This is a genomic window from Pseudomonas sp. H1h, from assembly GCF_000633255.1.
Taxonomy (GTDB): domain Bacteria; phylum Pseudomonadota; class Gammaproteobacteria; order Pseudomonadales; family Pseudomonadaceae; genus Aquipseudomonas.
Genome location: NZ_AYMJ01000021.1, coordinates 19105 through 44359 on the forward strand (window position 1 = coordinate 19105; position 25255 = coordinate 44359).

The window sequence follows — 25255 nt, forward strand, 5'->3', positions numbered from 1 at the left end:
TTTCCCTGTGGGGTTAGGGAAATGCTGTCAGTCCGTATGAGACTGACCCGTTTAGCGCGTTGCATGCCTTGTGGGCGGCAGACGCAAAAATGGCTGCTAGCCTAACGAATTTGTCTGACAAACGCACTGTTTGAGGGCGAACTATCCGATACGCGACGTGTCTGTGTCGCGTTTTTGCATGTTATTGGGCGAGAGCCTATAAATCGCTATCGTCAAATAAACATCAGAAACGACAAAGGCCACCCGAAGGTGGCCTTTGTTTGGTAAAGCGTCAGTTCAGCGCGAGGCTTACTTGACAGCCCAACCGGTCAGCTCGGCCAGGGCCTTGCCGATGTCTGCCAGCGAACGCACGGTTTTCACGCCTGCGTCTTGCAGAGCAGCGAATTTCTCGTCTGCAGTGCCTTTGCCGCCAGAGATGATTGCGCCAGCATGGCCCATGCGCTTGCCCGGAGGAGCAGTCACACCAGCGATGTAGGAAACAACCGGCTTGGTCACGTGTGCCTTGATGTAGGCAGCCGCTTCTTCTTCAGCCGAACCGCCGATCTCGCCGATCATTACGATCGCTTCGGTCTTCGGGTCTTCCTGGAACAGTTTCAGGATGTCGATGAAGTTCGAACCCGGGATCGGGTCACCACCGATGCCGACGCAGGTCGACTGACCGAAACCGGCGTCAGTGGTCTGCTTCACAGCTTCGTAGGTCAGGGTGCCGGAACGCGAAACGATACCGACCTTGCCTGGCAAGTGAATGTGACCTGGCATGATGCCGATCTTGCATTCGCCTGGGGTGATCACGCCTGGGCAGTTAGGGCCGATCAGGACTACGCCCAGCTCGTCGCACTTAACTTTGGCGTCCAGCATGTCCAGGGTAGGAATGCCTTCGGTGATGCAGACGATCAGCTTGATGCCGCCGAATGCTGCTTCCAGGATCGAGTCCTTGCAGAAAGGAGCCGGAACGTAGATCACGCTGGCGGTAGCGCCGGTGGCAGCTACTGCGTCTTTGACAGTGTTGAACACTGGCAGACCCAGGTGCTCGGTGCCGCCTTTGCCAGGAGTAACGCCACCAACCATCTTGGTGCCGTATTCGATGGCTTGCTGGGTGTGGAAACTACCTTGCGAACCGGTAATACCCTGGCAGATAACTTTGGTGTCTTTATTGATCAGGACGCTCATTATTTGCCCTCCGCAGCTTTGACAACTTGTTGAGCAGCGTCGGTCAGGCTGGTAGCAGCGATGATGTTCAAACCGCTTTCTGCCAGTACTTTAGCGCCCAGCTCAGCGTTGTTACCTTCAAGGCGAACAACAACCGGGATTTTCACGCCGACTTCTTTCACAGCGCCGATGATGCCTTCGGCAATCATGTCGCAGCGAACGATGCCGCCGAAGATGTTGACCAGTACTGCAGCGACGTTGGTGTCGGACAGAATGATCTTGAACGCTTCAGTTACGCGTTCTTTGGTAGCGCCACCACCTACGTCGAGGAAGTTGGCTGGCTTGCCGCCATGCAGGTTGACGATGTCCATGGTACCCATGGCCAGGCCAGCACCGTTGACCATGCAGCCGATGTTGCCTTCCAGTGCCACGTAGTTCAGTTCGAACTTGGCAGCGTGCGCTTCGCGCGGATCGTCTTGCGACGGATCGTGGAAAGTCTTCAGCTTAGGCTGACGGTACATTGCGTTGGCGTCGATGTTGATCTTGGCGTCCAGGCAATGCAGATCGCCGTCAGCCTTGATCACCAGCGGGTTCACTTCCAGCAGAGCCAGGTCGTGATCCTTGAACAGCTTGGCCAGACCTACGAAGATCTTGGCGAACTGAGCAACCTGCTTGCCTTCCAGACCCAGCTGGAATGCCAGCTCGCGACCCTGGAATGGCTGAGCGCCAACCAGTGGATCGATAGTGGCTTTCAGAATTTTTTCTGGAGTGTCGTGAGCGATTTTCTCGATGTCCACGCCACCTTCGGTGGAAGCCATGAACACGATGCGACGGCTCGAACGGTCAACGACAGCGCCCAGGTACAGCTCTTTAGCGATATCAGTGCACGATTCAACCAGGATCTTGGTGACTGGCTGGCCATTGGCGTCAGTCTGGTAAGTCACCAGACGCTTGCCCAGCCACTGCTGTGCGAAGGCTTTGGCGTCTTCTTTGCTGCGAACCAGCTTGACGCCGCCCGCTTTACCGCGACCACCGGCGTGGACCTGGGCTTTGACAACCCACTCGCTGCCGCCGATTTTGTCGCAAGCTTCTGCTGCTGCTTCCGGGGTGTCTACTGCGTAACCAGTGGAAACTGGCAGGCCGTATTCAGCGAACAGCTGCTTACCCTGATACTCGTGAAGATTCATGCTTTTTACCGTCTTCGTTAGGTACTGCGCATTCGGCGCTGCGCTCGTTTGAGTGCCGCGCCACCTGTGACTGCTGCTTGCGTAGCTGAGCTACGCAAGACTGCGTCCAGCGGACATTCCGCGGTGAGACTTGCTCGCAAGGCTCACGACGGGCCGTTACCGCCGTGGTTTCTTATTATGTCTTAACGCTTCTTGCGGTTGGCAATGTGGATGGCGCCGCCATTCACAGCCAGAGCAGCTTCGTGCAAGGCTTCAGACAGGGTCGGATGGGAGAAAACCATCATGCCCAGGTCTTCAGCGCTGGTGCCGAATTCCATACCGATCGCGCCCTGCTGAACCAATTCTGCAGCGCTCGGACCAATCACGTGCACGCCCAATACGCGGTCAGTCTTGGCATCAGCGATGACCTTGACGAAACCACCGGTATCGTTGGCGGCCATGGCACGGCCGGAGGCGGCGAACGGGAAGGTGCCGACGTTAACTTCAACGCCTTCGGCTTTCAAGGCCTGCTCGGTTTTGCCAACCCACGCGATTTCCGGGTGAGTATAAATAACCGAAGGGATCAGGTCATAGTTCATCTGAGCCTTGTGGCCCTTGATGCGCTCGACGACCATGATGCCTTCTTCCGAAGCCTTGTGAGCCAGCATCATGCCGCGAACCACGTCACCAATGGCGAAAACGCCCGGTACAGTGGTGGCGCAGTGATCGTCAACGTGCACGAAACCGCGCTCGTCCAGGGTCACGCCGCTGTCGGCAGCCAGCAGATCAGTGGTCACCGGACGGCGACCAACGGCTACGATCAGCTTGTCGAAAGTGATGGTCTGTTCGCCGTTGGCATCGGTGTAGTTGACAACGACTTCGTCGCCGTTGACTTTCGAGCCGGTCACGCGAGCGCCCAGCTTGATGTCCAGACCTTGTTTGGTCAGGGTTTTCAGCGCTTCCTTGGAAACAGCGGTATCCGCTGCCATCAGGAAGGTGTCCAGTGCTTCCAGGACAACCACTTCGGAGCCCAGACGCGACCATACCGAACCCAGTTCCAGACCGATCACGCCAGCGCCGATCACGCCCAGACGTTTAGGTACGGTCTGGAATTCCAGAGCGCCAGTCGAGTCGACGATGACGTTCTGATCGACCGGAGCCGGTGGAATGTCGATCGGACGCGAACCTGGAGCCAGGATGACGTTTTCAGCTTCGATGACTTCAACCGAGCCGTCCGGCTTGGTGACTTCGACTTTCTTGCCAGCCAGCAGTTTGCCGTGGCCCTGGATCGAAGTAACGCCGTTGGCCTTGAACAGGGTGGCAACACCGCCGGTCAGGTTCTTGACGATGCCAGCCTTGCGGCCAACCATCGCTGCGACGTCCATTTTGACTTCGCCGGTGGAGATACCGTGAACGTTGAAGCTCTCTTTGGCTTCCTTGTACTTCCAGGAGCTGTCCAGCAGCGCCTTGGACGGAATGCAGCCGACGTTCAGGCAAGTACCGCCGAGGGCTTGCTTGCCTTCAGCGTCGGTGTACTTCTCGATGCAGGCAGTGGTGAGACCCAGCTGCGCGGCCTTGATGGCAGCAACATAGCCGCCAGGGCCGGCACCGATCACTACTACGTCAAATTTCTGCGACATTCAAAAAATCCTCTTTAGCGAAAAGCTTCAAGCCGCGCGCTCCAAGCCAGGCTGCCCATTCCGGCAGCTTGAAGCTTGAAGCCCGCGACTGCTTCTATCAGATATCCAGCAACAGACGAGCCGGATCTTCCAGCAGGTTCTTGATGGTCACCAGGAAGGTCACAGCTTCTTTGCCATCGATCAGGCGGTGATCGTAGGACAGTGCCAGGTACATCATCGGACGGATCACGACCTGGCCGTTGATGGCCATCGGACGCTGGATGATGTTGTGCATGCCCAGAATCGCTGCCTGCGGCGGGTTGACGATCGGGGTCGACATCATCGAACCGAAGGTACCACCGTTGGTGATGGTGAAGGTACCACCGGTCATCTCGTCCATCGACAGTTTGCCGTCACGGGCTTTTTTGCCGAATGTTGCGATGCCGCCTTCGATTTCAGCCAGGCTCATCAGCTCGGCGTTACGCAGGACCGGTACAACCAGGCCACGGTCGCTGGAAACGGCAACGCCGATGTCAGCGTAGCCGTGGTAAACGATGTCGCCGCCGTCGATCGACGCGTTGACAGCAGGGAAACGCTTCAGCGCTTCGGTAGCTGCTTTCACGAAGAACGACATGAAGCCCAGGCGTACGCCGTTGTGGGACTTCTCGAACAGATCCTTGTACTTCGAACGCAGCGCCATGACTTCGGTCATGTCGACTTCGTTGAAAGTGGTCAGCATCGCCATGTTCGACTGAGCTTCAACCAGACGCTTGGCCACGGTGGCACGAACGCGGGTCATCGGAACGCGCTTCTCGATGCGGTCGCCAGCGGCGAACACAGGAGCAGCGGCAGCTGGAGCAGCAGCCTTGGCAGGTGCGGCAGCCGGAGCGGCTTTCTTGGCAGCAACAGCAGCCACGACGTCTTCCTTGGTCACACGACCACCTTTGCCGGTGCCGGCAACGGAAGCGATGTTGATGCCGTTTTCTTCAGCCAGCTTGCGCGCAGCCGGAGCAGCAACAGGATCGTCTTCGCCTTCGGCAGCAGCCGGTGCAGCGGCAGCAGCAGCCGGAGCAGCAGCGGCGGCTGGAGCAGCGGCAGCCGCGCCGCCTTCAACGATGGAGCCCAGGACTTCGTCGGACAGGACGGTCTCGCCCTCGCCCTTGACGATGGCGCCCAGCACGCCGTCGGCGGTAGCCAGAACTTCCAGTACGACTTTGTCAGTTTCGATGTCGACGATCAGTTCGTCGCGCTTGACGGCGTCGCCCGGTTGTTTGTGCCAGGTGGCAACGGTGCCATCGGCAACCGATTCCGGGAAAGTGGGGGCTTTGATCTCGATAGCCATTATCTGTGGTTCCTTAAATTCGGTTTCAGGTGCGCGAAGGCGTTAAACAGTAAAGGCGTCGTTCAGCAGTTTTTCCTGCTGTTCGGCGTGCATCGATGCGTAACCACATGCAGGTGCAGCAGAAGCCTCACGGCCCGCGTACTCAAGTACGAGAGACTTGTTGAGGTTGCTGATGCTGCGACGCAAGTGATGCTGGCTGCAGTACCAGGCACCCTGGTTCATCGGCTCTTCCTGACACCACACGGCATGCTTGACGTTGGTGTACGGAGCCAGGACTTCTTTCAAGTCGTCCTCAGGGAATGGATACAGCTGCTCGATACGCACGATGGCGATATCTTCACGGCCTTCGGCACGGCGTTTTTCCAGCAGGTCGTAGTAGACCTTGCCGCTACACAGAACAACGCGCTCGACCTTTTTCGGGTCCAGAACATCGATTTCCGGGATCACGGTCTGGAACGAACCTTCGGCCAGATCTTCCAGCGTCGAGATGGCCAGTTTGTGACGCAGCAGCGACTTCGGAGTCAGAACAACCAGTGGCTTGCGCAGCGGGCGAATCACCTGACGGCGCAGCAAGTGGTAGATCTGGGCCGGCGTGGTCGGCATGCACACCTGAATGTTGTGCTCGGCGCACAGCTGCAGGTAACGCTCAAGACGTGCCGAGCTGTGCTCAGGGCCCTGACCTTCGTAGCCGTGCGGCAACAGCATGGTCAGACCGCAGAGACGGCCCCACTTGTGCTCGCCGCTGGTGATGAACTGGTCGATAACAACCTGTGCACCGTTGGCGAAGTCGCCGAACTGGGCTTCCCAGATCACCAGCGCGTTTGGCGTGGTGGTCGAGTAACCGTATTCGAATGCCAGTACCGCTTCTTCCGACAGGAACGAGTCGTACAGGTCAAAGCGTGGCTGACCGTCGTACAAGTGCGCCAGAGGAATGTAGGTGCCCGCGTCTTTCTGGTTGTGCAGCACAGCGTGACGGTGCGAGAACGTACCGCGGCCGATGTCCTGACCAGTCATGCGGATCGGGTGACCTTCGAACGCGAGGGTCGCGTACGCCATGGTTTCGGCGTAACCCCAGTTGATCGGCAGGCCGCCGGCTTGCATCTTCTGACGGTCTTCGTAGATCTTCGCAACCTGACGCTGAACCACGAAGCCTTCCGGAATTTCCAGCAGCTTGGCAGACAGTTCTTGCAGGGTCTTCAGATCGAAACGCGTGTCGTGACGCGCAGTCCAGGCGTGGCCCAGATACGGACGCCAGTCCACGAACAGCTCTTTGTTCGGTTCTTTGACCAGCGATTTCACTACGTGCAGACCGTTGTCCAGCGCATTGCGGTACTCGTCAACCTTGGCCTGAACACGTTCAGCGTCCAGTACACCGGCCTGAGTCAGACGATCAGCGTACAGCTCACGGGTGGTGCGCTGCTTGGTGATCTGCTGGTACATCAGAGGCTGGGTGCCGCTTGGTTCGTCGGCCTCGTTGTGGCCGCGACGACGGTAGCAGACCAGGTCGATCACCACGTCACGCTTGAACTGCATGCGGTAGTCGATGGCCAACTGGGTCACGAACAGCACGGCTTCCGGATCATCACCATTCACATGGAGGATCGGCGCCTGGATCATCTTCGCAACGTCGGTGGCGTACTCGGTGGAGCGCGAGTCCAGCGGGTTGCTGATGGTGAAACCAACCTGGTTGTTGATCACGATGTGCACGGTACCGCCGGTCTTGAAACCGCGGGTCTGCGACATCTGGAAGGTTTCCATTACCACGCCCTGACCTGCGAATGCAGCGTCACCGTGGATGGAGATCGGCAGAACCTTCTCACCGGTCGGGTCGTTACGACGATCCTGACGGGCGCGAACCGAACCTTCTACCACCGGGGAAACGATTTCCAGGTGGGACGGGTTGAACGCCATGGCCAGGTGAACTTCACCGCCTGCGGTCATTACGTTGGACGAGAAGCCCTGGTGGTATTTAACGTCACCGGAACCCAGCTCGACCTTCTTCTTGCCTTCGAACTCGTCGAACAGCTCGCGCGGGTTCTTGCCGAAGGTGTTGACCAGCACGTTCAGACGGCCACGGTGGGCCATGCCAATGACAACTTCCTTGGTGCCGTAGGAACCGGAACGCTGGATCAGTTCGTCGAGCATCGGAATCAGGCTTTCGCCGCCTTCCAGACCGAAACGCTTGGTGCCCGGGTATTTGGTGCCCAGGTATTTTTCCAGGCCTTCACCGGCAGTGACGCGCTCGAGCAGATGGCTCTTGATGTCGGCCGAGTACGTCGGACGACCGCGCACGCTTTCCAGACGCTGCTGGAACCACTGGCGCTGCTCGGAATCGGTGATGTGCGTAAATTCAGCGCCGATGGTGCGGCAATATGTCTGCTGCAACGCTTCGTGAATTTCGCGTAGGCTCGCTTCCTCTTTGCCGATGAACAGGTCGCCGGCACGGAAGGTCGTATCAAGATCGGCATTGGTCAAGCCGTAATGATTGATCGACAGGTCTGCAGGTGCAGGACGCTGCCACAGCCCCAGCGGGTCAAGCTGGGCTGCCTGGTGGCCACGCATACGGTAGGCCTGGATCAATCGCAGCACTTCAACTTGCTTCTTCTCGTGCTCACTGCTCACGCTCCCGGCGGAAACCGGTTGGGCGCGGCGCTGGTTCTTTGCCAGCAGCACGAAATGATCGCGAATTGTGGAGTGCGAAACATCAGTGGCAGAGTTGCCGTCGGCAGGCAACTTCTGAAAGTAGGTGCGCCACTCTTCTGGCACAGCGTTAGGGTCGTGCAGGTAGAGCTCATAAAGCTCTTCCACATAGGCAGCGTTTCCACCTGAAAGGTAGGCGCTGTTCCACATGCGCTGCATCACGCTTTCTTGCATGCTTGGTCACCCTCGGTTAGGGGAACACCATCGGCGCCAATACCGAGCAAACTTGCAGAAGTCCGAATGCAGCGACCAAAACAAGCCACTTAGGATCACGCTGATAGTCCGGGTACCAGCCCGGATGCCCCTGCTTGTCTCATTTCTTCAAAATAAGAGCTGCAGCTTGTGGCTACTGCTCTGGTTATAGCCATGACGCGGGTTGAAGCCCGCGCCACAGCCTCTTCGGTACAGCGGTTCTACGGTTACAGCAGCTGAATCACACGCCGCTCGAAAGCAGCATGTTACGGATGTGACCGATGGCCTTAGTCGGGTTCAGGCCTTTCGGACATACGTTGACGCAGTTCATGATGCCCCGGCAGCGGAATACGCTGAACGGGTCATCGAGCGAAGCCAGACGCTCGGATGTCTTGGTGTCGCGGCTGTCTGCCAGGAAGCGGTACGCTTGCAGCAGGGCAGCTGGACCCAGGAACTTGTCCGGGTTCCACCAGAAGGACGGGCACGAGGTCGAGCAGCAGGCGCACAGAATGCACTCGTACAGACCGTCGAGCTTTTCACGCTCTTCAGGGGACTGCAGACGCTCGATGGCCGGAGCCGGCGTGTCGTTCTGCAGGTATGGCTTAACCTTCTCGTATTGCTTGTAGAAGATGCTCATATCGACAACCAGGTCACGGATAACCGGCAAACCTGGCAGCGGACGAACGATCAACTTGTTGCCCTTCACTACGGCGGACAGCGGCGTGATGCACGCCAGACCGTTCTTGCCGTTGATGTTCATGCCGTCGGAGCCGCAGACGCCTTCACGGCAAGAGCGACGATAGGAGAAACCCTCGTCCTGCTCTTTGATCAGGGCCAGCACGTCCAGCACCATCAGGTCTTTACCACCGGTATCGACCTGGAATTCCTGCATGAACGGCGCAGCGTCCTGATCAGGGTTGTAGCGATAAACACTGACTTGCAACATGGCGGTCACCCTTAATAAGTCCGGACTTTAGGTTCGAAAGTCGGAACAGTCTTCGGCGAGAAGTTCACGGCACGCTTGGTGACGCGCTTGTCACCCGGGAAGTACAGGGTGTGGCACAGCCAGTTTTCGTCGTCACGATCTTCGAAGTCTTCACGGGCGTGAGCGCCGCGGGACTCTTTACGCACTTCGGCAGCGATGGCGGTAGCTTCAGCCACCTCCAGCAGGTTTTGCAGCTCGAGCGCTTCGATACGCGCAGTGTTGAACGCCTGCGACTTATCGTTGATCTTCACGTTGGCGATACGCTTGCGCAGATCAGCCAGCTGAGCGATGCCCTTCTGCATGTATTCGCCGGTACGGAACACACCGAAGTAGTTCTGCATGCAGCTTTGCAGCTCGCGACGCAGGGTAGCCACGTCTTCGCCATCGGTACGGCCGTTCAGCGCGTTCAGACGCGACAGGGCAGCTTCGATGTCGGCTTCGGTAGCGTCGTCGTATTCGATACCGTCGGTCAGCGCCTTTTCCAGGTGCAGGCCGGCAGCGCGGCCGAACACCACCAGGTCGAGCAGCGAGTTGCCGCCCAGACGGTTGGCACCGTGCACCGATACGCAAGCCACTTCGCCTACTGCGAACAGACCAGGAATGATCTGGTCCACGCCTTCGGCGTTCTGGGTGATCGCCTGACCATGGATGTTGGTGGCAACGCCGCCCATCATGTAGTGGCAGGTCGGAACAACCGGAACCGGCGCAACAACCGGGTCAACGTGAGCGAAAGTCTTCGACAGTTCGCAGATACCTGGCAGACGGCTGTGCAGCACTTCCTCGCCCAGATGGTCGAGTTTGAGCATCACGTGGTCGCCATTCGGACCGCAACCGTTGCCGGCGATGATTTCTTTAACCATCGAGCGGGCAACCACGTCACGACCAGCAAGGTCTTTCGCGTTCGGAGCATAACGCTCCATGAAACGCTCGCCGTGCTTGTTGATCAGGTAACCACCTTCACCACGGCAACCTTCGGTAACCAGTACACCGGCGCCGGCGATGCCGGTCGGGTGGAACTGCCACATTTCGATGTCTTGTACCGGCACGCCAGCACGCAGGGCCATGCCGACGCCGTCACCGGTGTTGATCAGGGCATTGGTGGTGGATGCGTAGATACGGCCAGCACCGCCGGTGGCCAGTACGGTGGCCTTGGCGCGGATGTAGGAGGTTTCGCCGGTTTCGATGCAGATCGCGATCACACCGACGAACTCGCCTTCCTGGTTTTTCACCAGGTCGACAGCGTAGTACTCGTTCAGGAACGTGGTACCGGCTTTCAGGTTGCCCTGATAAAGGGTGTGCAGCAGAGCGTGACCAGTACGGTCGGACGCTGCGCAGGTACGAGCAGCCTGGCCGCCCTTACCGTAATCCTTGGACTGACCGCCGAACGGACGCTGGTAGATACGGCCTTGCTCGGTACGCGAGAACGGCAGACCCATGTGGTCCAGCTCGAAAACGGCAGCCGGGCCTTCCTGACACATGTATTCGATCGCGTCCTGGTCACCGATATAGTCGGAGCCCTTGACGGTATCGTACATGTGCCAGCGCCAGTCATCGTTCGGGTCAGCGGACGCGATCGCGCAGGTGATGCCACCCTGGGCGGATACAGTGTGCGAGCGGGTCGGGAAAACCTTGGTGATCACGGCAGTCTTGTGACCGCCTTGTGCCAGCTGCAGCGCAGCGCGCATGCCGGCACCGCCACCACCAATAATGATGGCGTCGAAAGAAATCGTTGGAATGTTAGCCATGACTCAGATACCCCAGAGAATCTGCACACCCCAGACGAAGTAAGCGAACATCGCAACGCCGCATACTGCCTGGAAAAGGAAACGTATAGCCGTCGCGGACTTGCCGAACGCCATTGGCGTCAGGTAGTCAGTCGCGATGGTCCACATGCCGACCCAGGCGTGAGCGCCGAGAGCAACAAGGGCCAGGAGGCTGAAAATACGCATCCCGTTGTGGGCGAACAGTTCATGCCACTGGGCGTACTCGAGGCCTGGGTGGGCCACGACGTATCCGATCAGAAAGATGAAGTAAGCCGCGAGAACGACCGCCGACACACGCTGCGCCATCCAGTCATAGAGGCCCGAACGCGAGAGGTTCGTGACGTTAGTTACCATATCCAGACTCCTGCCAGAACGATTACCACCACGGAAACGGCGATAACGATTTTCGAGCCCAGCTTGCCGCCTTCCAGCGTCTCGCCGATGCCCATGTCCATGATCAAATGGCGTACACCGGCAACCAAGTGATACAGCAGAGCGGACAGGATGCCCCAAATCACTAGCTTGGCTAGCGGACTGGTCAGACACGCTTTCACCTGACCGAAGCCTTCCTCGGAGCTCAGCGACTTGTCCAATGCGTAAAGCATGATGGCCAGGCTGACAAAGAGGATGACACCGGAGATACGGTGAAGAATGGACGTGTAAGCAGTGACTGGGAGTTTGATGGTCCTTAGGTCTAGGTTTACAGGTCGTTGGCTTTTCACGGCTTTTTTTTCACACTGAAGAGCCCCTAACAATCAGGGCAAAGTTGTTGGGGAGTGCACTGGTCAGGTAACCACCACCCAGGGATGCGACCCCCAATGAAAGCAAGCCCAAAAGCCCTTGGCGGTCGGTGGCCGAGTATAGACAGTTAGGCTACTAATGACAACGCAATCACCTACCCCCAATAGCTGATTGCACAAGTCGCATAAAAGGCGTAAATGGCAGTCAATTTCGAGGAAAAAGTGCGCTTAAAGCCTTCTGGAGCAAGACTTTAGGCAAATTGACATTCGAATTTATCTCACTATAGTGGTGCGGGCCCTGCGTGGGGGGTCTGTCTGATGGTTCAAGCATAAATAGGAGGCCACATGGCTGACAAAAAAGCGCAGTTGATCATCGAGGGCGCAGCCCCCGTCGAGCTGCCCATTTTAACCGGCACCGTTGGTCCCGATGTAATCGATGTTCGGGGCCTGACGGCCACGGGCCGCTTCACTTTCGACCCGGGTTTCATGTCGACCGCCTCGTGCGAATCGAAGATCACCTATATCGACGGCGACAACGGCATTCTGTTGCACCGCGGCTACCCGATCGAACAGCTGGCTGAAAAGTCGGACTACCTGGAAACCTGCTACCTGCTGCTCAACGGCGAACTGCCGACCGCAGAACAGAAGGCCCAGTTCGTCAGCACCGTGAAAAACCACACCATGGTTCACGAGCAGCTGAAAACTTTCTTCAACGGCTTCCGTCGCGACGCCCACCCGATGGCCGTCATGTGCGGCGTAGTCGGCGCCCTCTCGGCCTTCTACCACGACTCCCTGGACATCAATAACCCGCAGCATCGCGAAATCTCCGCGATCCGTCTGGTTGCCAAGATGCCAACCCTGGCAGCGATGGTTTACAAGTACTCCATGGGCCAACCCATGATGTACCCGCGCAACGACCTGACGTACGCGGAAAACTTCCTGCACATGATGTTCAACACCCCGTGCGAGATCAAACCGATCAGCCCGGTACTCGCCAAGGCCATGGACCGGATCTTCATCCTCCACGCCGACCACGAGCAGAACGCATCGACTTCCACCGTGCGTCTGGCAGGCTCCTCGGGTGCCAACCCGTTCGCCTGTATCGCCGCTGGTATCGCCGCACTGTGGGGCCCTGCCCACGGCGGCGCGAACGAAGCCGTGTTGACCATGCTTGACGAGATTGGCGATGTGTCCAACATCGACAAGTTCATCGCCAAGGCCAAGGACAAGAACGATCCGTTCAAGCTGATGGGCTTCGGTCACCGCGTTTACAAGAACCGCGATCCTCGCGCGACTGTAATGAAGCAGACCTGCGACGAAGTACTGAAGGAACTGGGCATCAACAACGATCCGCAACTCGAACTGGCCATGCGCCTGGAAGAGATCGCGCTGACCGACCCGTACTTCATCGAGCGCTCGCTGTACCCGAACGTCGACTTCTACTCGGGGATCATCCTCAAGGCGATCGGCATTCCAACCAGCATGTTTACTGTGATCTTTGCTTTGGCACGTACTGTTGGCTGGATCTCCCACTGGAAAGAAATGCTCTCCAGCCCGTACAAGATTGGCCGTCCGCGCCAGCTGTACACCGGCTATGAGTCGCGTGATATCACCAAGCTGGAAGACCGCAAATAAGACCTGTCTTGCGATAACGTCTTGAGTTGTGTCGGGAACGGCCTCTATTTATATAGGGGCCGTTTTTGTTTGTTTGGGATTTGGGATTTGGGATTTGGGAGCATATCCGTTGCTGCGGGTGGTGCCGCTGGCGGTTTCGCTCTTACAGCGAGTCCCTTTTTCAAACGCCAAAAAGGAACCAAAAGGCTTTGCCCCGGCGTACGGCACTTCGCTGAGGCTCAGTGTTCCCTCGCTACGGTGCCCATCAGGGGGCATCGCCTACGGTTTGCTTCGCTGCACCTCCTCTCGATGTATGCGGCTTCGCCGCATGGCGCTGCGCGCCTACCTCCTGATGGACACCTACGCTCGGCCTGCCGAAGGGGCCTGAAGATCAAAAACCCCTCACCCTAGCCCTCTCCCGGAGGGAGAGGGGATTGATCGAGTTGTTTGGGGGAGGTACGCCGACATGCGATACCGCGTAGAACTCAGGCTTTGAAAAGCACATAAATCGGCCCCCTCTCCCTCCGGGGAGAGGGCTGGGGTGAGGGGCGAATCCACCACCAATCCAAAACCGAGCACGCTGTTGCTCCTCACCAATCAACAGGATGAGCGTTAGCTCGGCTGCAGCTCTTGATCTGTAAGGCGACGTCGGAAGGCTGAGTGGAGGGGTTCATCCGGGGGTGGGAGCGCAGCGACCGTTTGGCGAAGCCAGACACAGCGAGAGGAGGTGCAGCGAAGCAAACCGGAGGCGCTGCGCCCGGATGGATCCCGGAGCGAAGGAACCCCGAGCCTCAGCGAGCGGGCCGGACGTAGGAGCAAGCCTTTTTGGTTACTTTTTCGGCGCCTGGAAAAAGTGACCCGCCGTAAGGGCGGAACCCTAAGCCGCCGTTACCACAACAACGGATATGTACCCATTCCCACAAAAAACACAGCCTGCCCGATAACCGCCCACAAAAAAAATGCCCCGGTCTCTCAACCGGGGCATTTCAGTCAAAACATGTAATCAGCTGTTAGTGCGAAACCGCCCCACTCGCCCCAAGGCCAGTCTGCGAACGCACAAACTGCGGGAAAAACAGCGCCCGCTCGTTCTCGGCCGCCGCCGACTTGTCAGTGATCGAGAAGAACCAGATGCCGATGAACGCAATGATCATCGAAAACAGCGCCGGGTACTCGTACGGGAAGATCGCCTTCTCGTGATGCAGAATCTGCACCCAAATGGTTGGACCAAGGATCATCAGCCCCACGGCACTGATCAACCCCATCCAGCCACCCACCATTGCACCGCGGGTGGTCAGCTTCTTCCAGTACATCGAAAGCAGCAGTACCGGGAAGTTGCAACTCGCCGCAATCGAGAACGCCAGGCCAACCATGAACGCAATGTTCTGGCTTTCGAACAGGATACCCAGGCCAATAGCCAGAACACCCAGTGCAATAGTGGTGATCTTCGACACGCGAATCTCATCCTTGTCGTTGGCCTTGCCCTTCTTGATCACGCTGGCATACAGGTCGTGAGACACCGCCGAGGCACCGGCCAGCGTCAAACCAGCCACTACCGCCAGAATGGTCGCAAACGCCACCGCCGAGATGAAGCCAAGGAAGATACTGCCACCCACCGCGTCAGCCAGGTGCACCGCCGCCATGTTGTTGCCGCCGAGCAGAGCGCCCGCCGCATCTTTGAAGGCCGGGTTGGTGCTGACCAGCAGGATCGCGCCGAAGCCGATGATGAACGTCAGGATGTAGAAGTAGCCAATGAAACCGGTTGCATACAGCACGCTCTTGCGCGCTTCCTTGGCGTCGCTCACGGTGAAGAAGCGCATCAGGATGTGCGGCAGGCCGGCGGTACCGAACATCAGCGCCAGGCCCAGGGAGAACGCCGAAATCGGATCTTTCACCAGGCCGCCCGGGCTCATGATTGCCTCACCTTTAGGGTGGACCTTGATCGCCTCGGAGAACAGCATGTTGAAATCGAAGTTGACGTGCTTCATCACCATCAGCGCCATGAACGAGGCACCGGACAGCAACAGCACCGCCTTGATGATCTGCACCCAGGTGGTCGCCAGCATGCCGCCGAACAGCACGTAAAGGCACATCAGGATGCCCACCAGAATCACCGCGACATAGTAGTCGAGGCCGAACAGCAGCTGGATCAGCTTGCCGGCACCGACCATTTGCGCGATCAGGTAGAACGCCACCACCACCAGCGAACCGCAGGCAGACAGGGTGCGGATCTGGGTTTGCCCGAGGCGATAGGACGCCACGTCGGCAAAGGTGTATTTACCCAGGTTGCGCAGGCGTTCGGCGATCAGGAACAGAATGATCGGCCAACCCACCAGGAAGCCGATCGAGTAGATCAGGCCATCGTAGCCGGAGGTGAACACCAGCGCGGAAATCCCCAGGAAAGACGCCGCCGACATGTAGTCACCGGCAATCGCCAGACCGTTCTGGAACCCGGTGATCTTGCCGCCCGCCGCATAGTAGTCCGCGGCCGACTTGTTGCGCTTGGACGCCCAGTAGGTGATGCACAGAGTGGCACCGACGAACACCACAAACATGGCGATCGCAGCGACGTTGAGTGGTTGTTTGTGGACTTCGCCGGTCAAGGCGTCAGCGGCCCAGACTGCCGGAGCGAACGCTGCGATGCTCAAAAGAGCCAGTAGACGCCGGATCATTGCTGAGCCTCCTTGAGAATCGCATTGTTCAGGTCGTCGAACTCGCCATTGGCGCGCCGTACGTAGATAGCGGTCAGGATGAAAGCCGAGACAATCAGGCCGACGCCGATCGGAATACCCCAGGTAATGGATGATTCGGGACTGATCTTGGCACCGAGCACTTGCGGCCCGTAAGCGATCAGCAGGATGAAGGCGGAGTAAAGCCCTAGCATGATCGCCGAGAGTATCCAGGCGAATCGTTCCCTTTTCTTCACCAGCTCCTTGAAGCGCGGGCTGTTTTGAATCGAGAGGTAAATGCTGTCGTTCATTGTTTTTATCCTCGCAGCACAGATTATTGTTGGAACGTATCCACTGTATGCGGCTGCGGAACGGCTTCCAGACGACCTTAGTATTAGAACGACATGACACTTTCGCCAATTTTCGGACTGTAAAGAGCCGAAATAATCGGAAATGACCTCTCAAACAGCCACAACCCCTGTGAACCGCGCTGCGCCAGAAACAAATGTGGGAGCGGGCTTGCTCGCGAAGGCGTCCTGTCCGTCAACAATCTGGTTGACTGATCCGACGCTTTCGCGAGCAAGCCCGCTCCCACAGGGGCAGTGCTTTATCCGGGGTTATTTGGTCCAGTCGGCTACGCGATCCGGGTGTTTGGCGACCCAATCCTTGGCCGCGGCTTCAGGTTTGGCGCCGTCCTGAATCGCCAGCATGACTTCGCCGATCTCGTCTTTCGACGCCCACTGGAAATTCTTCAGGAACTTGGCCACTTCCGGGGCCTTGGTGGCGAGTTCCTTGCTGCCGATGCTGTTCACGGTTTCAGCCGCGCCATACACGCCTTTCGGGTCGTCGAGGAAGCGCAGTTTCCACTTGGCGAACATCCAGTGCGGCACCCAACCGGTGACGGCAATCGATTCGTTCTTCTTCTCGGCCCGGGTCAGCTCGGCAATCATGCCGGCGCCGGAACTGGCCTTGAGGGTGTATTTGTCCAGGCCATAATCCTTGATCGCCTGATCAGTCTTGAGCATCACGCCTGAACCGGCGTCGATGCCGACAATACGGTTTTTGAAGCTGTCGTCGGTTTTCAGGTCTTCGATCGATTTCGCTTTGACGTACTCCGGCACGATCAGGCCGATTTTCGCATCCTTGAAGTTCGGGCCGTAATCGACGACCAGATCCTTGTTCTTCGCCCAGTATTCGCCGTGGGTGACCGGCAGCCACGCCGAGAGCATCGCATCGAGTTTGCCGGTGGCCACGCCCTGCCACATGATCCCGGTGGCGACGGCTTGCAGTTTCACGTCGTAGCCGAGTTTCTGCTTGATCACTTCGGCCGCCACGTGGGTGGTCGCAACGCTGTCGGACCAGCCGTCAACGTAACCGATGTTCAGGGTCTGTTTTTCAGCGCTGGCGAAAGTGGAGCTCATCGCAAGCACCAGAGCGGCACCTGCGCCTAAAAGTCGTCGCATCTTCATCGTTACTTCCCCGAAATGCTGCGCCCGACGGATGCCGGGCATCGTCAACGTATTGTTATGGTGCACAGCGCCCCCATCACGCCCGACCGCAAACTCGCTCGTACGACAGTGGAGTACTGACGCTTTCGATCATCAACCTGACGCCCGCTGCGACCTGCTCTGGCAACGACCTCAAGACAACGAGAAACGACATCAGAAAGCCATTAATCGCGTCTGAATAAATGACGCCAAATAATCCGCCCGAACTTTGCATGGGCAAATGATGCAGGCCACCAACCCGCGGATAAATGCAGGTAACATGCGTCGCTTTGCAGCCACTCGGCCTGATCATGTCCGCGACTTCCCGCTTTCCGCTTGTTCCCTATTTCTTCGCTTGCCTGCTTGGCCTGTTTGCCCTTGGCGGTTTCTGGTACGGCCTCGGCAAACCGGTGATCCTGCCGGACGCTGCCACCCCGACGCACAAGTTGCAATGCGCCTCCTACACGCCGTTCGACAAGGATCAGTCGCCGTTCGACGTGCCGTTCAAGCTGCGTCCGGAACGTATGGACGCCGACCTCGCCCTGCTGGCGACACGCTTCGAATGCATCCGCACCTACTCGATGACCGGTCTCGAAGCCCTGCCCGAGCTGGCGCGCAAGCACGGTTTGAAATTGATGATCGGTGCCTGGGTCAACAGCAACCCGGTGGACACTGAAAAAGAAGTCGACCTGCTGATCGCCTCGGCCAACGCCAACCCGGACGTGGTCAGTGCGGTGATCGTCGGCAACGAGGCCTTGCTGCGCAAGGAAGTCACCGGCGCGCAACTGGCCAGACTGATCAACAAGGTCAAAAGCCAGGTCAGGCAGCCGGTCACGTATGCCGATGTCTGGGAGTTCTGGCTCAAGCATCCGGAAGTCGCGCCGGCCGTGGATTTCCTGACCATTCACTTGCTGCCGTATTGGGAAGACGATCCGTCGAACATCGACGTCGCCCTGCAACACGTGGCGGATGTGCGTCAGGTGTTCGGCAACAAGTTCGCGCCCAAAGACGTGATGATCGGCGAGACCGGCTGGCCCAGCGAAGGCCGCCAGCGCGAGACCGCCCTGCCGAGCCGGGTCAATGAAGCCAAATTCATTCGTGGCTTTGTCGCGATGGCCGAGAAGGAAGGCTGGCATTACAACCTGATCGAGGCGTTCGACCAGCCATGGAAGCGTGGCAGCGAAGGTGCGGTCGGTGGCTACTGGGGCCTGTTCGACGCGGATCGTCAGGACAAGGGCGTACTCGCCGGGCCGGTGACCAACGTGCCGTACTGGAAGGAATGGCTGGGCCTGGGCGGGCTGATTTTCCTCGGCACGCTGCTGCTCGGCGGCCGGGTGCGCAGCACACAATCAGCATTGATCCTGCCGCTGCTCGGCGCGGTGGCCGCCTGCTCGATCGGCGCCTGGGGCGATCTGGCGCGGGTGACCACACGGTTTGCCGGCGAATGGCTGTGGGTCGGTTTGCTGACCCTGTTGAATCTGGCGGTGCTGGCGCATGCTGCGCTGACCTTGAGCAGCCGCCAGGGTTGGCGTGAACGCGCGTTCAATCTGCTGGAGCGACGCGCCGGTTGGCTGGTTGCCGTAGCAGGTTTTGCTGCAGCGGTGATGATGCTGGAGATGGTGTTCGACGCACGTTATCGCAGCTTCGCCAGCATGGCGTTCATTCTGCCGGCGCTGGTGTACGTGTGCCGTCCGGTCAGCGTGCCGCGCCGGGAAATCGCCCTGCTGACCTTTATCGTTGGCGCCGGCATTGCGCCGCAGTTATTTGTGGAAGGGTTGCAGAACCAGCAGGCCTGGGGTTGGGCGCTGGTGAGTGGGCTCATGGTAGCGGCGTTGTGGCGCTGCCTGCGGGTTCGCAATCGCTGATCTCCAGAGGCCAATCTTGCCCCTTCGCGAGCAAGCCCGCTCCCACATCTGATCGGGTTCCTCCAGCTGGAACGCAATCAAATGTGGGAGCGGGCTTGCTCGCGAAGGCTGACGGTCAGGCGCTACGGGACGCCCGGACCAGGCGCAACCCGCCAATCACCAGCGCAAACACCGCTAACGTGGTGTTGTAAAGCGCCAGTGCCGGCAGCCCGAACACCAGCGCCAGCACCGCCAGCCACCACCCTGCCCGCCCGGGCAAGACAAAACCGAGCAGCGCCGTACCCAGCGCGGCCCAGCCCAGCACCTTGAAGTGAATCATCAGCCCCAGGTTCGAACGCACCGAACACTCCCAGCGGCTGGCCTCATCGACGCAGATGCCGACCCACTGCCCATCCTCCATGAAGCCATAACGCGCGCCATAACTGGCCGCCAGCCATAACGGCAGCAGAACGAGCAACAGGATCACGGGCAAGCGGCGGGACATGAATCACTCCAATCTACGGAAATCGGCGGCCAGCTTAATCGGACTTGCACCGTTGGCAAGCACTAACAACTGTTAACTGGTCATCCGCGACGTGCAAAGTGTATCGTCCAGCTACTATTACCCCGAATTCTGCCTGTTTGGTGCCGCCGCATGGCACTTTGGCGCAAACCCGGTGGTCATAGCCTGCGAACCTCATTCGGCACCTTCCTCTAAGGGATCTAGTCATGCTCCGTTCCTTGCGCTTCGCCGCGCTGTTCAGCGGCCTTATTCTGAGTGCGTCCGCACTGGCGGTGGATATCGATGCCGCCAGCTATGGCTATCCCCTGACCAACCCGTTCGAGGCGACCATCGCCACGACGCCGCCGGACCTGCGCCCGGAACTGCCGTCCAACGAGGACATCAACCAGTCCGACCACAGCATCACCCTGCGCCCGGAACGGGCGTTCATCCTCCCGGACAACTTCTGGGCGGTGAAGAAACTCACCTACCGCATCGCCGAGCAGGACAAGCCGGCCCCGCTGATCTTCCTGATCGCCGGCACCGGCGCGCGCTTTGACAGCACGCTCAATGAATACCTGAAAAAGCTCTACTACAAGGCTGGCTACCACGTCGTACAGTTGTCGTCGCCGACCAGCTTCGACTTCATCAGCGCCGCTTCACGTTTCGCCACGCCCGGCATCACCAAGGAAGACGCCGAAGACATGTACCGGGTGATGCAGGCCGTCCGCGCGCAGAACCCGAAACTGCCGGTTACCGAGTATTACCTGAGCGGCTACAGCCTTGGCGCCCTGGATGCCGCGTTCGTCGCGCACCTGGACGAAACCCGACGCAGCTTCAACTTCAAGAAAGTCCTGCTGCTCAACCCGCCGGTCAACCTCTACACCTCGATCAGCAACCTCGACAAGCTGGTGCAGACCGAAGTCAAAGGCATCAATAACAGCACCACGTTCTATGAACTGGTGCTGGGCAAGCTGACCCGCTACTTCCAGCAGAAGGGCTACATCGACCTCAACGACGCCCTGCTCTACGACTTCCAGCAGTCCAAACAGCACCTGACCAACGAGCAGATGGCGATGCTGATCGGCACCTCGTTCCGCTTCTCGGCGGCCGACATTGCCTTTACTTCGGACCTGATCAACCGTCGCGGCCTGATTACCCCGCCGAAATTCCCGATCACCGAAGGCACCAGCCTCACGCCGTTCCTCAAGCGTGCGCTGCAATGCGATTTCGACTGCTACCTGACCGATCAGGTGATCCCGATGTGGCGCGCCCGTACCGACGGCGGCAGCCTGCTGCAACTGATCGATCAGGTCAGCCTGTACGCCCTGAAGGATTACCTGCATGACAGCCCGAAAATCGCCGTCATGCACAATGCCGACGACGTGATCCTCGGCCCCGGCGACCTGGGCTTCCTGCGCAAGACCTTTGGTGATCGCCTGACCGTTTATCCGTACGGCGGCCATTGCGGCAACCTTAACTACCGCGTCAACAGCGACGCCATGCTGGAGTTCTTCCGTGGCTAAATATCTCCTGCTGATTGCAGCGCTCCTCAGTGCAGGCGTGGCCCAGGCCGACAACAGCAAAGCCAATGCGCCAGTGGTGGTCGACAGCGACGGGTTCAAGGAGCCGCTGTCCAAACTCAAGTTCAACCCGGGGCTGGACCAGCGTGAGTTCGAGCGTTCGACGCTCAACGCACTCAACGTCTATGACCCGCTGGAGTCGTGGAACCGCCGCGTCTACCACTTCAACTACCGCTTCGACCAATGGGTGTTCCTGCCGGTGGTCGACGGTTATCGCTACGTGACGCCAAGCTTCCTGCGCACCGGTGTGAGCAATTTCTTCAACAACCTTGGCGACGTGCCGAACCTGGTCAACAGCCTGCTGCAGTTCAAGGGCAAGCGTTCGATGGAAACCACGGCGCGGCTGCTGCTCAACACCACCATCGGCGTCGCCGGTCTGTGGGACCCGGCCACCGCCATGGCCCTGCCGCGCCAGAGCGAAGACTTCGGCCAGACCCTGGGCTTCTACGGCGTACCGGGCGGCGCTTACTTCGTGCTGCCGATCCTCGGCCCGTCGAACATTCGTGATACCGCCGGGCTGGCCGTGGACTACACCGCCGAATCGGCGATCAACTACCTGAACGTGTCGAAAGTCAGCGAAAACCACCCGGAAATCTGGGCCCTGCGCGCGGTCGACAAGCGCTACCAGACCAACTTCCGCTATGGCCAGATGAACTCGCCGTTCGAGTACGAGAAAGTGCGCTACGTGTACACCGAGTCGCGCAAACTGCAGATAGCCGAGTAAACCCTCCCAACCGCTGGCAAGCGCCGACCTTGTCGAGCTTGTCAGCGCGTCTTCACGCCCGACATTTTTGTCATGCCTGCCCTTCTGCGCCCGCCCGGGTAAAGACTGCCACTGCCATTTCGTCTTTCAGACAGGCGCTGCTCGTTTAACGAACTCGTGAGTCAAAGCCACAAGCAGATTCGAAATCGAACACAAAAATTTAAATGTGAATTTTTTATTAACATTCTGTGACAGCTTATGTAGACTCGCCTCAACACTGCCAAGGATGCAATGACGTGTTCAACGATATTCAAGGAATGATATCGGCTCTCCCTTATCCTCCCTTTCGACGCTGGTCTACCCGATATCTGCAACCTGTAGGTCGCAGCGGACTTTATTATTCAAGACTCAGCGAAACTTGCGCATAGCCTGTCGCTCGGCTTATCAGTAATACATCCATCGATACATTCCAATATGCCGTCCGAATGGCATGGAGTGTCGTGCACCTTCAATTAGCTGCGGATGAATTACTACAGCGATCAGCGTCGGCAATGCATTGATCCAACCACTTCAATCTGCACTTGTCGCGGGTTTGAAAAACGGCCGTCATCAACATGCATACTTCAATAAAAACCGGTATCACTCAATATATCTCCGAGATGCCACTGTTCATCTGGATATTGTTTATCGGCACCTTTGTCACCCGTGCAACTTCAATGATGGTCTGGCCGTTTATCTCGATCGTGCTGTACACCCGGTTCGGTTTCAGTGCGACGTTTATCGGCCTGATCCTGACACTGTCCATCGCCCTGTCCTCGATAGCGAGTTTTTACAGCGGTTACCTGTCGGACAAAATCGGCCGCTTGAAAATCATTGTGCTGGGCTGCGTCGTGGCTGCAAGCTCTTACCTGCTACTGGGCATCAGCAGCAGCGCTTATGGCTACATTGCCGGGACTCTGCTGGCAAACCTGTCGTGGGCACTGGTCAACAATCCGATCAAAACCATCATCGGCGATGTCATCGAATCTCGGCCTCTGGTCGAGCGCGCCATGCATCTGCGCTACTTTTTCCTCAACGCCGGTGCGGCGACAGGTCCCTACTTCGGGCTCAAACTGGGAATCTCCGCCGACTCCCTGTCCTTCGTCCTGGTAACCCTGTCCTATGTGCTGCTGCTGGTCGGCGTGGTGGTCTTCGGTAAAGGCGTGACCCTCAAGGCGGTTAATACCACCAGTTTCAAAAGCACCATGGGCGTGCTCGCCAAAGACCATCTGTTCCTGGCGCTGGTGATCAATAACATCATCATGATGTTCATCTTTGGCAGTTTTGACTCCAGCCTGCCGCAACTGATGGCCGCCCTTGCCTTCGAAGGCTACCTGCCCTTTGTCGCCTCGTTGATCGTTTTGCATGCCTCGACAATCGTGATACTGCAATTGCCGCTTGCCAGTGCACTGTCGTCGGTCTCACTGAACACCAAGATTTATCTTGGCTCGGCCCTGTTGATCCTCGGCGAGGCCGGCTTTGCCTTGGCCGCGCACAACTACGACATCAAGGCGTTGTGGTACGGCGCTGTATTGCTCATGAGTATCAGCCAGACCCTGCTCTTTCCGTGCATCAACATGTTTGTCGACAGCCTGGCGCCGCCCAATCTGCGAGGTGCCTACTTTGGTGCCGCATCGTTATACAGCATCGGCTTTTCTCTCTCGCCGATTGTCGGCGGGCTGTTTATACAGAACCTCAGCGGAACCGCACTTTATATATTCCTGACATTGTCCAGCCTGCTGATGACGCTCATCTTCATGGGGATTTTCCGATTGAGGAAGTCCACGGACGAAACAGCTCGCCCCTTAGCAAACATCGAGACTTCGCCCACCACTGGCTAATCACTCGACGCAGAACTTGCAAAGCTCCATCGCTGCACGCCAATCAAGTTGGTGCGGAGTTTCTTTGCCTGAATAAAACCATTTTCTCGAACTTCTCGACTTTCAGGAAAGCCTCATGAATACGCCGATTTATGACCTCATCCTATGTGGCGCCGGCCCGGCCAACATCTCGCTGTTGCCTGATCTTATTCAGAATGAACAGATACAGCGCTGCCTGATACTTGAGAAATCCAGCACATTGGGCAGCGGTGAAATCGGTCAATACCGGATCACTGCCAACTCGCTGGGCGGGGTCTTTCTGGAAAAATTCCAGGACCGCACGGACGACTTGAGTCGATTCCTGCAGGGCACGCCAGAGTGGACGTATTTCACCGAACGCCGGGGTGAGGCGGTAGAGCTGCGTCATGTCGGACGCTTCCTCGAACACATCGGCACCTACGTGTCCCGGCACAAGGCGCTCTACAAACGCTTTGAAATTTCCACACAGTCGACCGTCAGCGAAATCCGCCTGACCGCGCAGGGTCACTACTGCGTCAGCTATCTGCTCGATGGCCAGCGCGTACAGGCGACGTGCAAGAAAATCATCTTCAACATCGGTGGCCGGCTGAATCAAGCCACCTTGCAGCACCCGCAACACAACATCAATTCGGATTCGCTGCTCAAGGGTGAACACGACCAGGCGCTGCAAGGCGGCAAATACCGCAACCTGGCCATCGTCGGTTCTTCGCACAGCGCCGTTTCCTGCCTGATCCGTCTGGTGGAGCAACTGGACTTTCCAGGCACCATCACCTTGCTGACCAAGCGCGATTTCAAGTTGTTCTTCGACTCCCCCGCCTCTGCGCGCGAGCAACACTATCCGTTTGTCGATGCCGATATCTGCCAGGCCAGCCAAAGGGTCAATCGATATTCGGGCCTGCGATATGACTCGTTCGAGTTCGCTCGCAAGATCAAACAAGGCCTGATCCGCAACCTGAACATCGTCGACATCGCGCAGGCCTCCGCCGATCAGATCCTGAACCTGATCGCGCAATCGGACCTGCTGATTCACAGCACCGGATACAAGGCCGGGCTGGTGCCGATACTGGATGTCGATGGCACGGCGCTGGAACTGCAACAGGACGATTTCGGATTGCTCACCAACCAGCAACTCAACCCGGTCACCCGCGAAGGTCGAGTACTGGAAAACTTCCATACATTCGGCCTCGGGGCCGGGATCAAGACCGGTGGAGACAGCGGCGGCGAGGAGAGCTTTCACGGCAGGATCGACGGCGTGTGGATGTACCAGCACGTGGTGCCCGGACTCATTTTCGTTAAATAAGG

19 protein-coding genes are annotated in these 25255 nt (G+C 58.2%); 6 read left to right on the plus strand and 13 right to left on the minus strand.

The genetic code is table 11. From position 1 onward, the window contains the following. Positions 1-288: 288 nt before the first annotated feature. The 9 genes from sucD to sdhC form a co-directional block, all read right to left on the minus strand. Positions 289-1170 carry a succinate--CoA ligase subunit alpha gene (sucD, locus tag U862_RS0118975; protein WP_007919877.1) on the minus strand — a complete coding sequence of 294 codons (882 nt, stop codon included), beginning with the start codon at positions 1168-1170 and terminating at the stop codon, positions 289-291. Continuing rightward, complete coding sequence (gene sucC / locus U862_RS0118980; RefSeq protein ID WP_007919879.1) at positions 1170-2336, minus strand: ADP-forming succinate--CoA ligase subunit beta; 1167 nt, start codon at positions 2334-2336, stop codon at positions 1170-1172. The genes sucD and sucC overlap by 1 nt, the downstream gene beginning before the upstream one ends. Positions 2337-2518: 182 nt before the next feature. Further along, complete coding sequence (lpdA, locus tag U862_RS0118985) at positions 2519-3955, minus strand: dihydrolipoyl dehydrogenase (RefSeq protein WP_025111868.1); 1437 nt, start codon at positions 3953-3955, stop codon at positions 2519-2521. A gap of 97 nt (positions 3956-4052) precedes the next feature. After that, a complete protein-coding gene (odhB, locus tag U862_RS0118990; RefSeq protein WP_025111869.1) occupies positions 4053-5276 on the minus strand; it encodes a 2-oxoglutarate dehydrogenase complex dihydrolipoyllysine-residue succinyltransferase in 1224 nt (407 codons plus the stop codon). 42 nt (positions 5277-5318) lie between these two features. After that, positions 5319-8150: a 2-oxoglutarate dehydrogenase E1 component gene (locus U862_RS0118995; RefSeq protein WP_025111870.1), complete on the minus strand. Its 2832-nt coding sequence runs from the start codon at positions 8148-8150 to the stop codon at positions 5319-5321. Between the two features lie 259 nt (positions 8151-8409). Further along, complete coding sequence (locus U862_RS0119000; protein WP_003223007.1) at positions 8410-9114, minus strand: succinate dehydrogenase iron-sulfur subunit; 705 nt, start codon at positions 9112-9114, stop codon at positions 8410-8412. An 11-nt stretch (positions 9115-9125) separates the two neighbouring features. Beyond that, positions 9126-10898 (minus strand): succinate dehydrogenase flavoprotein subunit, encoded by a 1773-nt coding sequence (sdhA, locus tag U862_RS0119005; protein ID WP_025111871.1) that lies wholly within the window; start codon positions 10896-10898, stop codon positions 9126-9128. Positions 10899-10901: 3 nt separating this feature from the next. Next, on the minus strand, positions 10902-11270 hold the full coding sequence (gene sdhD / locus U862_RS0119010) for a succinate dehydrogenase, hydrophobic membrane anchor protein (protein WP_003222999.1): 369 nt from the start codon (positions 11268-11270) through the stop codon (positions 10902-10904). After that, entirely contained in the window at positions 11264-11638 is a 375-nt protein-coding gene (gene sdhC / locus U862_RS0119015) for a succinate dehydrogenase, cytochrome b556 subunit (RefSeq protein ID WP_017127965.1), read from the minus strand. Before sdhC ends, sdhD begins: the two co-directional genes overlap by 7 nt. Before the next feature lie 363 nt (positions 11639-12001). Between sdhC and gltA the strand changes: the two genes are divergently transcribed. Further along, the gene (gene gltA, locus U862_RS0119020; RefSeq protein ID WP_003222994.1) at positions 12002-13291 is read left to right on the plus strand and encodes a citrate synthase; all 1290 of its coding nucleotides are present in this window, start codon (positions 12002-12004) and stop codon (positions 13289-13291) included. A gap of 989 nt (positions 13292-14280) precedes the next feature. Here the strand turns inward: gltA and U862_RS0119025 are convergent. The 3 genes from U862_RS0119025 to U862_RS0119035 form a co-directional block, all read right to left on the minus strand. Beyond that, positions 14281-15939 (minus strand): cation acetate symporter, encoded by a 1659-nt coding sequence (locus U862_RS0119025; RefSeq protein ID WP_025111872.1) that lies wholly within the window; start codon positions 15937-15939, stop codon positions 14281-14283. Continuing rightward, positions 15936-16247, minus strand: coding sequence for a DUF485 domain-containing protein (locus tag U862_RS0119030; RefSeq protein ID WP_025111873.1), 312 nt, complete (start codon positions 16245-16247; stop codon positions 15936-15938). The genes U862_RS0119025 and U862_RS0119030 overlap by 4 nt, the downstream gene beginning before the upstream one ends. A gap of 306 nt (positions 16248-16553) precedes the next feature. Further along, positions 16554-17405, minus strand: a complete 852-nt coding sequence (locus U862_RS0119035; RefSeq protein ID WP_025111874.1) for a glycine betaine ABC transporter substrate-binding protein — start codon at positions 17403-17405, stop codon at positions 16554-16556. A gap of 287 nt (positions 17406-17692) precedes the next feature. On the opposite strand from U862_RS0119035, the gene U862_RS0119040 reads away from it, so the two are divergent. Further along, the gene (locus tag U862_RS0119040) at positions 17693-19288 is read left to right on the plus strand and encodes a beta-1,6-glucan synthase (protein WP_025111875.1); all 1596 of its coding nucleotides are present in this window, start codon (positions 17693-17695) and stop codon (positions 19286-19288) included. A 115-nt stretch (positions 19289-19403) separates the two neighbouring features. On the opposite strand, the gene U862_RS0119045 is transcribed toward U862_RS0119040, so the two are convergent. Next, positions 19404-19772 carry a hypothetical protein gene (locus U862_RS0119045; RefSeq protein ID WP_025111876.1) on the minus strand — a complete coding sequence of 123 codons (369 nt, stop codon included), beginning with the start codon at positions 19770-19772 and terminating at the stop codon, positions 19404-19406. 224 nt (positions 19773-19996) lie between these two features. Between U862_RS0119045 and U862_RS0119050 the strand changes: the two genes are divergently transcribed. From U862_RS0119050 to U862_RS0119065, 4 genes are all read left to right on the plus strand, one after another. Continuing rightward, positions 19997-21295: a serine/threonine protein kinase gene (locus U862_RS0119050; RefSeq protein ID WP_025111877.1), complete on the plus strand. Its 1299-nt coding sequence runs from the start codon at positions 19997-19999 to the stop codon at positions 21293-21295. Continuing rightward, positions 21288-22076, plus strand: a complete 789-nt coding sequence (locus U862_RS0119055; protein ID WP_025111878.1) for a VacJ family lipoprotein — start codon at positions 21288-21290, stop codon at positions 22074-22076. Before U862_RS0119050 ends, U862_RS0119055 begins: the two co-directional genes overlap by 8 nt. Positions 22077-22669: 593 nt before the next feature. Next, the gene (locus U862_RS0119060) at positions 22670-23935 is read left to right on the plus strand and encodes an MFS transporter (protein ID WP_025111879.1); all 1266 of its coding nucleotides are present in this window, start codon (positions 22670-22672) and stop codon (positions 23933-23935) included. A 115-nt stretch (positions 23936-24050) separates the two neighbouring features. Then, positions 24051-25253 (plus strand): hypothetical protein, encoded by a 1203-nt coding sequence (locus U862_RS0119065; protein WP_025111880.1) that lies wholly within the window; start codon positions 24051-24053, stop codon positions 25251-25253. The last annotated feature ends 2 nt before the right edge of the window (positions 25254-25255 follow it).